Genomic DNA, 13,698 nt, shown 5'->3' with positions numbered 1-13,698 from the left:
AAAGGGGGCAAAAAAAATGAGTGCTATTCCATATGTAATTGAACAATCGAGCGGGGGAGAACGTTCCTACGATATTTATTCAAGGCTATTAAAGGATCGGATAATTATGCTTGGTGAAGAAATTAATGATCATGTTGCCAACAATATTGTTGCACAGCTATTATTTTTAGCGGCAGATGACCCTGATAAAGATATTTCCATCTATATCAATTGTCCAGGTGGCTCTACAACTGCTGGATTTGCCATATTTGATACGATGCAGTATATAAAGCCTGATGTGCGCACGATATGCACGGGCATGGCTGCATCCTTTGGGGCATTGCTGCTGCTTGCAGGCACAAAAGGCAAAAGGTATGCATTGCCAAATAGTGAAATTATGATTCATCAACCACTTGGCGGTGCAAGAGGGCAAGCGACGGAAATTGAGATAACAGCGAAACGAATTCTCAAGCTGCGTGAACAAATCAACCATATTATGGCGGAAAGGACAGGGCAAACTGTCGAAAAAATTGCTGTTGATACAGATAGGGATTATTTTATGACTGCAGAAGAAGCAAAAGACTACGGAATTATTGATGAGATTGTTCTTCCGAAATAAAGCCTGAGCAGCTGCACTAAATTTTGTGCAGCTGTTTTTTCATGTGATTCGTTTTTTCTGAACTGATACGCTATAATAGGACAAGAAAATGATTATTTGCAGGAAGAAAAAAGGTGAAATGATGACAGGAAAGCAAGTTACTATAGATGAAGCATTTGAGAAAGGTATTCGAAATGGCAGTCCACTGCTATATAAAGATTCCCTTTCAGGAATGAAGGAATTAAATGAAGGTCAAATCATTGATGTGAAAAATAAAGCTGGAAAATTTATCGGCAGAGGATATTATGCCATTCAAAATAAAGGGATTGGCTGGCTGTTGACGACAAATGAGCAGGAAGCGATTGATTTTGCCTTTTTTGCTAAAAAAATAAAAGCAGCAAACGACAAAAGAGCAGCATTATATCATGATAATGAAACGACTGCATTTCGCCTCTTTAATGGGGAAGGAGATGGAATCGGTGGTTTTACTGTTGATAGATATGATCAATTTTTGTTAATTCAATGGTACAGTAAAGGAATTTACGAATACAAAGAGTGGATTATCAAGGCTTTTGAAAGTCATGTAGACTTCAAAGGAATTTATGAAAAGAAGCGGTTTGATACGAATGGTACATATGTCGAGGGTGACGATTTTGCGTATGGAGAAGAAGGTCAATTTCCAATAATGGTCAAGGAAAACGGCATGAAATTTGCGGTAGACCTTAATGAAGGGGCAATGACTGGAATATTTCTTGACCAGCGTGAGGTGCGAAAAACGATTCGCGACAAGTATGCAAAGGGGCTGGACGTGCTTAATACCTTCTCCTATACGGGTGCATTCTCTGTAGCAGCGGCAGCTGGTGGCAGTAAAACCACGACGAGTGTAGATTTGGCAAACAGAAGCAGGGCGAAAACTACGATGAACTTTGAATATAATGACATTGAGCTGGCAGATCAGAAAATAGTTGTCGAGGATGTTTTCCATTACTTTAAATATGCGGTGAAAAAGCAGCTACAGTTTGATATGGTCATTCTTGATCCACCAAGCTTTGCTCGCAGTAAAAAGCATACCTTCAGTGCGGCTAAGGACTATTCAAAGCTGTTAAAAGAGGCCATCAGTATCACGAAGCAATCAGGGATTATTGTTGCATCAACAAACTGCAGCACATTTGATATGAAGAAGTTCAAACAATTTATTCATGAGGCATTTAACAAACAAAAGGACAACTATGAAATTCTAGAGGAATTTGGCCTTCCGGAGGACTTCGCTAACATCCGTCATTTAAAGGAAAGCAATTATTTAAAAGTCGTTTTTATAAAAAAACGTAAATAGTTTTTTACGATAATATTCTCAACGGCAAGTTCGTGTGGAGAATAAAAACGCTGTTTACTTAAAGGCTTTTACCTAGTAATCTAATATTTAGCAATGTTACTAGTACATATGGAATGGGGATTGAATAGTGAAAGCGATATTGTTTGATTTAGATGATACACTCCTTTGGGATAAACGAAGTGTCAAAGAAGCATTTGAAAAAACATGCAAGCTTGCTGAAGACAAATACGGAATTTCTGCAGCAAGCTTTGAAGAAGCTGTCAGAAAGGAAGCACAAACCTTATATCAAGCATATGAAACATATGCTTTTACACAAATGATCGGGATTAATCCATTTGAAGGTCTGTGGGGAGAGTTCGCTGATCAGCATGAGTCGTTCCAAAAAATGAAAGCAATTGTTCCGATATACCGTAAAGATGCTTGGACAAACGGCCTTTTGGCATTGGGAATTGATGATAAGCCGTTCGGCGAATATTTAGCAGAGAAATTTCCTGCTTTCCGTAAAGAATCTCCTTTTGTGTATGAGGAGACATTCGCGCTTTTGGATGAATTAAAAGGAAAGTACAAGCTTCTTCTCCTTACAAATGGTTCACCAGGCTTGCAAAATACGAAATTGACAATAACGCCTGAAATTGCTCCATATTTTGACGAAATTGTTATCTCAGGAGATTTTGGTAAAGGTAAACCAGATCCTTCTATTTTTGAACATGCCGTTTCCTTGCTTGGTTTAAGTGTGGAAGACTGTATAATGGTCGGGGATAATCTAATGACAGATATTCTTGGAGCATCAAGAGTTGGGATGAAGTCAGTCTGGATTAACAGAGAAGGTAAAACACCTGAAAATGTGCATCCAACATATGAAATCAACGATTTGCTTGAACTGATTCCGCTATTGAAGGAAATCAGCTAATGAAAAAGAAGCTCAGAGGCTAACTTCCTCTGAGCTTCTTTTGTTATTCCTCATCCTTTGGCATTAGGTGCCTAAATGGTACAGGCGATCCAAGCACAACAGAAGTATTGATTGTTCCAAAGGGAATTAACCTGTCGACTAATTGCCGCATTCCGTCAATACCGGAAACAGCAGCCTTTATCGTATAGCTGATAGGTCCTGTTACACGGTGGCATTCCAAAATATCCTGCTCATGTTTAATGAATTCCTCAAATGCATGCGGTTCTTCCTTCAACTCACTTATTTGAATAAACAGAAGTGTTTCTCTGCCTAGCTTTGCAGGGGAAACCCGTGCGCTGAATTCAAGAATAATTCCTCTTTCTTGCAGCCGCAGCAGTCGTTCTGATACACTTGGCCGACTTAAGGAAAGCTGCTTGGAAAGGTCACTCACCGTTATTCTTCCATCCTCCTGCAGTAATTTTAACAATTGCACATCTACCTTATCCATTTTCTGCTCCTTTACAAAATGAAATAAAAATCTATAAAATACATTCAGTTTTTAGGTTATATATGTTCATTCTATTCTTTTTGATATGTAAAAATGCTTAATTTTATTCTATCATTAAATATATACCAAAACCACCAAAATTACCTGAGAAACTCGGCGATATGCCATCCTCGCTTATAACCCAACTTTAAATTTTATCATATTAGGAGTGTTTTGTTTGAAAAAAATATTAATCATGATTGTCGGCTGTTTTTTCACCTCTTTAGGCCTGTATGTGCTAAAAAGTGCATCTCTTGTTACTGGCGGGACGGCCGGTTTAAGCTTAAGCGCCTCCTATTTATTTCCGATTTCGTTCGGTGTGTTGTTTACGATAATTAATATCCCATTTTATATTTTGTCTTATAAAAAAATGGGGAAAGAGTTCACGATTTCTACAATACTGGCAGTAACAACTGTTACCGTTCTTTCATCCATTATAACGACGTATTTTCCACCACTTGCTTTTCATCCCCTCGTTGGATCCATTGTTGGTGGAATCATTATCGGAGCAGGTGTAGTGGTACTGTTTATGAATGGTTCGTCACTAGGAGGTGCCCAAATCCTGTCGATTACCCTTCAAAAACAGTTCAATTGGAATATGGGAAAAACGAATTTTATTTTTGATACGATTGTAATTCTTATCGGTATGTATAGTATTGGAGTGCTAAGAGGCTTCTATAGTATTTTGTCTGTGTTGATTGTTTCTACCATGCTTAGCCGTTTTAAAGAACAAATTGCGAAACGAAACACGAAACCAGTTAAAGTAACAAGCACTGAACCGATTTTGGAAACCAGCTCCATGTGATAATTAAATTCCGTTAGATAATAAAAATAAAAAGTACCCTATAGAGTAGACATTTATAAAATAGTCTGCTCTATAGGGTACTTTTTTTGTTATCGAGGTGTTGATTTAACATGGAGCATATGGAGAAAACTAGCCATTTACTACAGGGTTTTTAAAGTTTGCGTTTCTTTTTCTAAATAATAGATGCCAACACGAATATTTTGCTTATGGTTCCCAAAATGCTCACCGAAAAGAGTAAGTCCGCCTACTTTCTCCGAATCTTCCTCCACCGCAATCTTTAATGTTAAGAATGGGGATTGATCTAATTGGATGTCATCGATGGTTACACTTGAGAGCGGCTCCCCGTCAATTCCTGTATCTATCTTATTAATTCGAATTGTTTTCAGAAGGCCATATTGACTAAATTTATCATTCCACCAGCTTGGGGTATATCGCCCGCGCACGTCTGAAAAGTTTCCTGGGACTGTATATGTGCCAAGTTTTACACCATTTAAATAAAAGGTAATATCACTTGGCCACACGTTGTTAGATAAGGGGAACTCAGAAGCTAATTCCATGCTGATTTCTATCATTTCGGGTATTTGGTTTGGTCCTAAGAGATTAGGGATTTTATATTCTACAAAGCCTTCTGACAACCATAGGAGCTGTGTATCCACTCTTTTAGAATCCATAAAATACTTTGGATCATCCGGCTTGCCGATTAACTCAGTTTCTGAGGCGATTCCGCAGGTTGGTTTTGCTTGGAAATCTGTATAATGCCCAATTTTTAAATCGGTTAAATGAAGTAAATATTCTTTAAATATTTTTTTAGGAAAGTGAATTTCAATATTATCAATGGCGAGCTCCACTATTTTTTGCAGACCTGACTTACCAGGAGTTCTAACGGATTTAACAATGCCGGCTTCTTCTAGCTTCTGCACATGGCGAGTAACGATAGCAGGACTTATTTTTAATTGTTGGGCTAAATCAGAAATGTTTGCGGAGGCTTTAGCTAACAGTTCAATAATCTCAATGCGAGTTTCACTAGCAAGTGCTTGATAAACATAGAAGTAATCCTTAGAAACCTGAATTTGCATAATGGTTCATCTCCTTAACCAAAAGATTAAATAGTAGCTTGTACTTTGATTGTAACATTCCGCTTGTTTAACTTCAACAGAAAACACTATAATAGTTGATAAAATAACGTTGACAACGCTTTCTTTTGTTGTTAAATTAAAATTGTAAAACAAACATATCAATACATTTAACCAATTAGTTAAATGTATGAGTTAATTAAATGGGGAGGAAATTCGATGGGTACTTCAAAGAAACGGTGGAAGCTTTTGGGTGTGTTAGGGTTGGCTATTGGAATTATGGCAGGATGTAGTAGTTCAGGTGCAAGTAGTAGCGCTAAAAACGAAATCACCTTTTGGAATCCATTTACAGGACCTGATGGGAAAAACATGCAAGCAATGGTAGATCAATACAACAAGACAAATCCAGATTATAAAATTAAGAATATCTCTCTTAAAGAAACAGATATGTATACGAAAATCCCAACGATTGTAAACTCCAAAAAAAATATACCTGATTTAACGATTGTTCATGCAGAGCGTATTAAGCAGTTTAAAGATAATGATATGTTAACCTCTTATAATGATTTATTAACAGATTACCCAGATATTAAGGCAGAAAATTATGTACCAGAAGCCTGGAATATTGGGGAGATTGAATCTGAACGCTATAGTATACCGCTAGATATACATACGTTTGGACTTTATTACAATAAAGATCTAGTAAATAAGTATTTGCCTACAGCGTTAGACGATAATATCGTGACATTTGATGAAGTGAAGCAAGTAGGTGAAGTTTCGAAAAAAGATAAGATTGCATCGATTGGTGTTACTTGGTTGAAACCGAACTTTTTATCCCTTTATGCACAAAATGGCGGGGCTCTAACAGAGGATGGAATTCAGCCAACACTTGATAATCAAGCCGCTAAGGATACCTTTAACCTGTGGAAGGATTTAGTGAAAACCGGATACACAACTAAAGACGGGGAAGATCCAACGCAAATGTTCTTAACAGGAAAAGTAGTGTTTTTGCCTGAAGGAATTTGGATGCAAAACCAAGTGAAGCAAAGCAAGATAAATTGGGGATTAACGAATGCACCGCAAGTTTCTGATGACCTGTCTAAAACAGTTAACTGGTCTTCCTCCCATCAATTTGTCATGTTTAAAGATGAAAAACGGACCGATGAAAAAGCAAAAGGTGTTATGGATTTCTTGAACTGGGTGCGAGACAACTCGATGGAATGGGCTAAGTCTGGACAAAATCCAGCCACATTGTCGCTATTAGAAAACGAAGAATACAAGCAAATGCCACAAGCATTTTTCTTATCTACACCAGAGCAACAAGCAACGTTAAAAATCTTTGATTATAAGTACAATGGCTATGTTTCAGAAGCGCTTGATGCACAAGCGGGCGATGTAGTATTTGGAAAGCTGGAAGTAGATAAAGCGCTTACGCAAATGCAAAAAGAAGTTTCAGCGAAGGTGGAAAAAGATAACTCGAATAAATGATGTGGAGTAATTAGCAGGTAAAAAGCTTACCTCTTGTTAATTCAAAAGGTAAGCTTTTGAAATTTGTGATTTAAAAAGTTAATAAATAGAAAAAAGAAATGGGAGTGGAGTGATGGAAACTGTTCCTGCTACAAAACAAGTAAAGCAAGTAAAGCATAAGAGGGTAATTAAAAATTCTGTTACACCATGGATTTTCTTGGCTCCGCATTTATTGATATTTGGTGTGTTTTTTCTAATTCCTGTATTCTTTGGTATTTATATTTCTTTTACAGAATGGGATTTAATCAGCTCTCCTACATTTATTGGCCTTGATAATTATAAAGAAATATTACTGCAATCTGACTCGATTTTTTATGAACAGCTACATACAGGTTTGAAGAATACATTTTTATTCGTCCTGTTTGTTGTACCGTTTTGTATCATCGTGCCATTATGTCTTGCCGCAGCATTAAATACAAAACCTGCTTTATGGAAGTTCTTTCAATCTCTGTTCTATTTACCATCATTATTTGCGATTTCAGCGGTCGTAATTATTTGGACATTAATGTTCAACGTCACATATGGCCCAATCAATAATATTTTGAATTTAGAAACGGTTTGGACTGGAACGCAGCCTTATGCATGGATCGCATTAATTATAGTAACGGTTTGGTGGTCAATCGGCGGGAATATGATTATTTATCAAGCAGCCTTAAATGGGATTCCAAAAGACCTTTATGAAGCAGCAGATATTGACGGGGCCTCACCATTTCAGAAATTCATCAAAATTACGCTGCCAAGTATTAGAGGACAAATTCTTTATACGGTCGTTATTACCACCATTGCACACTTCAATGTATATGGACAGCCGCTTATGCTCACAGGTGGGGGACCAACGGATTCGACAAGAGTTCTTTTAATGGATATCCAACAGAATGCATTTGGCTCTGGTCAATCGATCGCAGGGATTTCATCAGCCATGGCAGTTATTCTTGGCGTGTGCATCATGATCGTTGCATCCTTACAGTTCTTTTTCTTAAGAGAAAGAAAAAATTAAATAGGAGGGATTGGAATGAGTGGAAAAAGAGTTAATCCATTTCCAAAAATCATTGCGTTTGTCTTTTTACTCGCAATGTCCGTTATTTGGGTTATTCCGTTAGTGTGGGGAATTGTAACCTCTTTTAAATCAGAAATAGAACTTCAATCTGTTGGTTTTAAATTCCTGCCAATTGAATGGGTGCTTTCCAATTACACCTCTCTTTTAGTGGATAATGCAAGTACACCGTTAGTGCGCTGGTTTACGAATTCCTTGTTTATTTCTGTCACGCATACTTTATTAGTATTACTTGTTGTAACACTTTCTGCCTTCGCTTTTAGTAGATTAAGCTTTAGAGGGAAGAATGGGTTGTTTGCCTTTTTAATGGCGACGATGATGTTTCCTGCAGTCGTCAATTTAATTCCCCTTTATAAGATTATTGATATATTAGGGTGGGTTAATTCACCTATCGCGATGATTGTTCCTGGTGCTGCAGGTGTTTTTAATATTTTCCTAGTGAGACAATTTATGAATAATATCCCAACAGAGTTTGATGAAGCAGCAAGAATGGATGGTGCCAATGATTTTCAAATATTGCGCAGGGTGATACTACCTTTAATTAAACCAGTGCTTTTAGTAGTTTCCTTGTTCTCCTTTACTGGTTCTTGGAATGATTTCTTATGGCCGTCGATCGTGTTTAATGATGTGGAAAAAATGCCGATAACACCAGGGCTGCAATTGCTGCAAGGGATGTATCAGGCTCAGCCTACATTATTAATGGCAGGAGCGCTTGTGGCAATTGTTCCGACATTCGTTCTGTATTTATTTGCACAAAAGTATTTCTTGGATTCTATGTCATTATCAGCTGGAGTGAAGGGTTGATGAATAGAAGATTGGAAAGGAACTTAGTGATCATAGCTGGGATTTGGCAAATAATTGATGGCTTATTAACGATTTTGGTGTATGGAACTTTGAAAAAAATAGAAGGTGCAAATCTGATTGAAAACACGAGCTTCGCATATATGAAAGCGATGGAGTCTGTCGTTGGAAGTATCTATATCTTTATCGGCATATTTGGATCGATACTAATCGGACTCGGCCTGTTTAATCTTGTTTGTGCTAAAAAATATATTAAGGATGATCAAGTGCATGTGAAAGTAGCGATTTGGTTATTAGTATGTGGCGTTATGAGTTACTTCATTATGGATATTATCAGTGTAGTTTTGTACATGTCAGCAGGTATGATTATGCTGGCTAAAAATAAGAGCATAAAAAAGCTAGTGATGAGAGGTAATCAACAAATTGGAGGTATAAGCTAATGAATGAATTGCATCCTAATCCGCAATTGAGACGAGAAAAATGGTATTCCTTGGATGGCAAATGGGATTTTGTGATTGATGATGAAAAAAAAGGTGAAAAAAATAAATGGTACGAAAAATTTCCAAAGGGAACGGTGATAGAAGTTCCTTTCACTTATGAAACGAAGGCAAGTGGCGTTCATCAACAAGAGCATCATGAAATCGTATGGTACGAACGAACCTTGAATATAGATGATGTAGAAAAACATCCAATTCTTCATTTTGAAGGAGTCGACTATGAGGCGTTTATATATGTTAATGGGAAGCTTGCGGCACAGCATCAAGGCGGCTATCATGCCTTTTCAGTAGATTTAAAGGATAAGGTTCATATTGGCGAAAATAAATTGACGGTGAAGGTGCATGATTCAAAAGACTGCTCCCAGCCAAGAGGAAAGCAGAGATGGCATGACGAAAACTTTGGATGCTGGTATGTACAAACAACAGGTATTTGGAAATCTGTTTGGCTAGAGTATGTTTCTCCTGTTTATGTAGAACATGCAAAAATTACGCCTTTATTTGATGAACAAGAAATTCTAATTGAATTAAATGCAAACAACATTCCAATTGGAGCAGATGGATATAGGGCAGAAGCAAAGATTCTTTTTGATGGCAAGCTCATTAATTCCTTAACAGCAACCATTATAGATGGTGCTGCTGCACTGCAAGGAAGTGTGCTTGAAAGAAAGGACCCATGGACAATGAAAACATGGAGTCCGGAGAATCCACATTTGTATGATCTTCAGCTTAATTTATATAAAGAGAACGAATTACTTGATACCGTACATTCTTATTTTGGGATGAGAAAGATTTCAATCGAAGGAAATAAGATACTGCTTAATAATAGAGAATTATATCAACGCCTAATATTAGACCAAGGCTATTGGCAGGATTCCGATTTGACGCCGCCAAGTATAGAAGCTTTAGAGGTTGATATTCAAAAAGTGCTAGAGCTTGGATATAACGGGGTTAGGAAGCATCAAAAAGTAGAGGATTCGCGCTTTTTGTATTTAGCAGATAAATACGGGCTACTTGTATGGTTAGAGGTTGGCTCAACATATGCATTTAATGATCGGGCAGTGCAGAATTTTTCACAGGAATGGATGGAAATTGTGAAGCAAAGCTACAATCATCCAAGTGTTATTACTTGGGTACCTTTCAATGAGTCCTGGGGAGTTCACGACATTCATGTAAATAGAAAGCAACAAGCATTTACGGAAAGTATTTATTATAGAACGAAAACATATGACCAAATGCGCCCTGTCATAACGAATGACGGCTGGGAGCATACCATTTCCGATATCATTACACTGCATGATTATGAAGAATTCGGCAAAGTATTTACTAAACGCTATGAAAATAAGGAATATGTTCTTTCTAATAAGATGCAATTTAATAAAGATTTCTACCCATTTGCTGAAAATTATGGCTATAAGGGACAGCCGATTATTATTTCCGAATTTGGCGGAATTGCTTTCCAAACGGAAGAAGGATGGGGCTATGGTAATCAAGTGCAGGATGAGGAAGCGTTCTTCAAAAGGTTTAAAGAAATTCATTATGCAATTCAAGATTTAGAATATGTGGTTGGCTATTGTTATACACAGCTTACAGATGTCCAGCAGGAACTTAACGGATTGCTTACGATTGATCGCAAGCCAAAGGTTTCAGTAAATAGAGTAAGAGAAGTAAATACAAGAAGAATGAAACCATAGGAGGTATTATGAGCAGAGTAGAGTATCCAAGACCTCAATTTGTACGATCTGAATGGCTGAATTTAAACGGTCCATGGCAATTTGAATTTGATGATAGAAATGAAGGCTGGAAGGAGAAATATGCCAACCAGGAGAAATTATCTTGTGAAATAAACGTTCCCTTTGTTTACCAATCAGAGTTAAGCGGCATAAATGACCGCAGTATTCATGAGTATATATGGTATAAAAAAGAAATAGAGCTAGATAATCCTGCTGATAAGTTAACATTATTACACTTTGGGGCAGTAGATTATTATTGTAAAGTGTATGTGAATGGTCACTTTGTCGGGGAGCACGAAGGGGGACATACTTCCTTTCACTTTAATATAACAGATAAGCTAGTGAAGGGAAAACAAACCATCACCGTCTTTGTACATGATCCTTTTGATGATGAAACCATTCCGCGTGGCAAGCAATTTTGGGAAAAAGAATCACGGGGGATATGGTACACCAATTCAACGGGGATATGGCAAACGGTTTGGATAGAACAGATTGAAAAGGAACATATAGAAAGTGTGAAATTCACGTCTGATTTAGATAATGGAAACGTTTGGATAGATTTGCATATTAGTGACTTTATCCATTTTAAAGAACATAGATTCCTAGACTACTCAATCAGCTTTAAAGACCTCGTAATTGCAGAGGATCGAATAAAGTTAACGGGTCGGAATGTGAAAAGAGCAATAGATCTTATGCAAAATAAAATTTTCCGATCAAATTTTCATGATGCTGGTTTTGCGTGGACGCCTGAGAATCCAAACTTATTTGATGTCAAACTAGAGCTTGTTAAGGATGATGGACACGTACTAGATACGGTAACATCTTATTTTGGATATAGGAAAGTACATACGGAAAGCGGGATGGTATTTTTAAATAATCGACCATATTATCAAAAGCTTGTATTAGACCAAGGATACTGGCCAGAGGGGTTATTGACAGCACCTTCAGCAAGTGATTTAAAAAAAGACATAGAATTAGCGAAGGAGATGGGCTTTAACGGTTGTCGTAAACATCAAAAAACAGAAGATCCCTTGTTTTTGTATTATGCAGATACGTTAGGTTTTTTAGTATGGGGGGAATGCGCATCTGCTCCTGTTTATACTGAAAAAGCAGCCGCAAGATTAATGAAGGAATGGATGGAAATTGTAGAACGAGACTATAATCACCCGTCCATTGTAACTTGGGTGCCGTTAAATGAAAGCTGGGGAGTTCCGGATATTCACGCAGACAAAAAGCAGCAGCAATTCTCCAAAACGATGTATCATATGCTGCATGCAATTGACGGCACTAGGCCTGTCATCTCGAATGACGGCTGGGAAGCGACAACAACCGATATATGTGCTATTCACAATTATAATCATGGAAATCATGAGGAAAAGGTTAAGTACGAATACTTTAAAGAAACGCTAGCTTCTGTCGAAAATCTCCTTTCACATGCACACGGTAAATGGCAGGTGTATGCAAATGGCTATTCACATCAAGGAGAACCGATTATGCTGACAGAATTTGGAGGGATAGGCTTTAAAGTGGATGATCAAAAAGGCTGGGGTTATACTTCTGTCGAGACGGAGGAGGAATATGTCCGAGATTTCCGCCGTATTATGGATGCCATCTACCAATCGAAAGGGTTATGGGGTTACTGCTATACACAGTTAACAGATGTAGAACAAGAAATTAACGGGATACTTACCTATAACCGTAAGCCTAAATGCGATCTTTCTCTTTTAAAAGAAATTAATAATCAATTTTATCCAGCTAGACTTCCTGTCGTAAAAACTGATTAATTGTTATCTATAAATTATTTAGAGCTCAAGGTTAAAACAAAGGCTTGGACATAAGTATTTAAGTCAAATAAAAAACCGAACTATTTATTGATTAATAGTTTGGTTTTTTATATTTGTAATATAGGAGCCGGCTTATCAAGGACAGGATTTTTTTTTGCAAATAAATTGACATTGATAATCATTTTCATTTACAATATGAATAACCAATAAACAGACAATAAAGAAACTAGGAAGGTGTAATTATATGCAAAATCAATTCTTGGTAGTGAAGCCGTTTCAATATATGGTGGAATGTACATGTCCTAGACCCGATCATACATTTTTTCTTGATTTACATAAAGGGGATATTATTACTGTTACAGAAGAGAAGAAATATGTTGACTCTTTAGGTTGGCTAATGCTAGTAATGATCAATGATTATAGTGTATATATGTTTGTCCAGGAGCTTGAGGATTTCATTGATGAGGAGAAAATAGTTTCTGTGCTTGATATGGAACTTAAACGCAATTATCTGCAATTTAAAGTAAATGAATCCCTGGATATTTTAGATAAAGAAGGCTTTGAGCAATATGCAAAAGAATTGGCTAAAGTGAAAGAAATGGTTGAAATCGGCGCATTATCTTAAATAGAAGAAACAGGACTGGCAGATGCCAGTCCTGTTTTTGTATGTAAAAAGCACTGCCGGTATCGATTATTTGCAAACAATCTAGTAGAGGAATACAATAGAGACGTACAAAAATCAACAAAATTTGGAGGAAGTACAATGAATGTTAAAGTAAATCGACATGCAGCTAAAGTAATGAAACAAATGCTTAGCAAAGCAAATGAAGGAGAAATGCTGCGTGTATACATAACAGAGCATCACGGAAACCATGCTCATTATGATCTAAAGCTGGATAAGCAAACGGAAAATGATGAAGTGGTTGAGTCAGATAAAGAGGTTGCTGTTCTTTTAGATAAGAATGACAGTGAATTTTTAGACGGAATTTGGATTCAATATTTCCATGTGCCAGAACCAGGCTTTGTTATTTACAACCCAAATAAAGAAAGTCATAGTCATTAAAAAAAACGGGGAGCAATC

At 37.1% G+C, this 13,698-nt stretch carries 14 protein-coding genes; 12 read left to right on the top strand and 2 right to left on the bottom strand.

The genetic code is table 11. The features are described from left to right. Positions 1 to 16 precede the first annotated feature (16 nt). The 3 genes from clpP (at position 17) to EM808_RS25455 (ending at position 2,820) form a co-directional block, all read left to right on the top strand. The gene (clpP, locus tag EM808_RS25465; RefSeq protein WP_127742166.1) at positions 17 to 598 is read left to right on the top strand and encodes an ATP-dependent Clp endopeptidase proteolytic subunit ClpP; all 582 of its coding nucleotides are present in this window, start codon (positions 17 to 19) and stop codon (positions 596 to 598) included. Between the two features lie 118 nt (positions 599 to 716). Beyond that, complete coding sequence (locus EM808_RS25460) at positions 717 to 1,910, top strand: class I SAM-dependent rRNA methyltransferase (protein ID WP_127742164.1); 1,194 nt, start codon at positions 717 to 719, stop codon at positions 1,908 to 1,910. 124 nt (positions 1,911 to 2,034) lie between these two features. Further along, on the top strand, positions 2,035 to 2,820 hold the full coding sequence (locus EM808_RS25455) for an HAD family hydrolase (protein ID WP_127742162.1): 786 nt from the start codon (positions 2,035 to 2,037) through the stop codon (positions 2,818 to 2,820). Positions 2,821 to 2,863: 43 nt separating this feature from the next. Here the strand turns inward: EM808_RS25455 and EM808_RS25450 are convergent, their stop codons facing one another. Beyond that, the gene (locus tag EM808_RS25450; RefSeq protein ID WP_127742160.1) at positions 2,864 to 3,307 is read right to left on the bottom strand and encodes an Lrp/AsnC family transcriptional regulator; all 444 of its coding nucleotides are present in this window, start codon (positions 3,305 to 3,307) and stop codon (positions 2,864 to 2,866) included. 217 nt (positions 3,308 to 3,524) lie between these two features. Here EM808_RS25450 and EM808_RS25445 point away from each other — a divergent pair, with 217 nt between their 5' ends. Beyond that, positions 3,525 to 4,151, top strand: coding sequence for a YitT family protein (locus EM808_RS25445; protein ID WP_127742158.1), 627 nt, complete (start codon positions 3,525 to 3,527; stop codon positions 4,149 to 4,151). 140 nt (positions 4,152 to 4,291) lie between these two features. Here EM808_RS25445 and EM808_RS25440 read toward each other — a convergent pair whose 3' ends face one another. Next, positions 4,292 to 5,227 (bottom strand): ArsR/SmtB family transcription factor, encoded by a 936-nt coding sequence (locus EM808_RS25440; RefSeq protein ID WP_127742156.1) that lies wholly within the window; start codon positions 5,225 to 5,227, stop codon positions 4,292 to 4,294. Between the two features lie 216 nt (positions 5,228 to 5,443). On the opposite strand from EM808_RS25440, the gene EM808_RS25435 reads away from it, so the two are divergent. The 8 genes from EM808_RS25435 to EM808_RS25400 all read left to right on the top strand — a co-directional run bounded on the left by EM808_RS25435 (position 5,444) and on the right by EM808_RS25400 (position 13,680). Next, on the top strand, positions 5,444 to 6,712 hold the full coding sequence (locus EM808_RS25435; protein WP_127742154.1) for an extracellular solute-binding protein: 1,269 nt from the start codon (positions 5,444 to 5,446) through the stop codon (positions 6,710 to 6,712). A 112-nt stretch (positions 6,713 to 6,824) separates the two neighbouring features. Beyond that, entirely contained in the window at positions 6,825 to 7,748 is a 924-nt protein-coding gene (locus EM808_RS25430) for a carbohydrate ABC transporter permease (RefSeq protein WP_127742152.1), read from the top strand. A 15-nt stretch (positions 7,749 to 7,763) separates the two neighbouring features. After that, the gene (locus EM808_RS25425) at positions 7,764 to 8,609 is read left to right on the top strand and encodes a carbohydrate ABC transporter permease (RefSeq protein WP_127742150.1); all 846 of its coding nucleotides are present in this window, start codon (positions 7,764 to 7,766) and stop codon (positions 8,607 to 8,609) included. Then, positions 8,609 to 9,046, top strand: coding sequence for a hypothetical protein (locus tag EM808_RS25420; RefSeq protein WP_127742148.1), 438 nt, complete (start codon positions 8,609 to 8,611; stop codon positions 9,044 to 9,046). The genes EM808_RS25425 and EM808_RS25420 overlap by 1 nt, the downstream gene beginning before the upstream one ends. Further along, positions 9,046 to 10,794, top strand: coding sequence for a glycoside hydrolase family 2 protein (locus tag EM808_RS25415; protein ID WP_127742146.1), 1,749 nt, complete (start codon positions 9,046 to 9,048; stop codon positions 10,792 to 10,794). The genes EM808_RS25420 and EM808_RS25415 overlap by 1 nt, the downstream gene beginning before the upstream one ends. Positions 10,795 to 10,802: 8 nt before the next feature. Further along, entirely contained in the window at positions 10,803 to 12,617 is a 1,815-nt protein-coding gene (locus EM808_RS25410) for a glycoside hydrolase family 2 protein (RefSeq protein ID WP_127742144.1), read from the top strand. Positions 12,618 to 12,861: 244 nt separating this feature from the next. After that, positions 12,862 to 13,242, top strand: a complete 381-nt coding sequence (locus tag EM808_RS25405; RefSeq protein ID WP_127742142.1) for a hypothetical protein — start codon at positions 12,862 to 12,864, stop codon at positions 13,240 to 13,242. Positions 13,243 to 13,380: 138 nt separating this feature from the next. Beyond that, positions 13,381 to 13,680, top strand: coding sequence for an iron-sulfur cluster assembly accessory protein (locus tag EM808_RS25400; RefSeq protein ID WP_127742140.1), 300 nt, complete (start codon positions 13,381 to 13,383; stop codon positions 13,678 to 13,680). The last annotated feature ends 18 nt before the right edge of the window (positions 13,681 to 13,698 follow it).

The organism is Niallia taxi, from assembly GCF_004005475.1.
Taxonomy (GTDB): domain Bacteria; phylum Bacillota; class Bacilli; order Bacillales; family Cytobacillaceae; genus Niallia; species Niallia taxi.
Note: the sequence above shows the minus strand (reverse complement) of the source record. Positions and strands in the feature narration are given on the sequence as shown.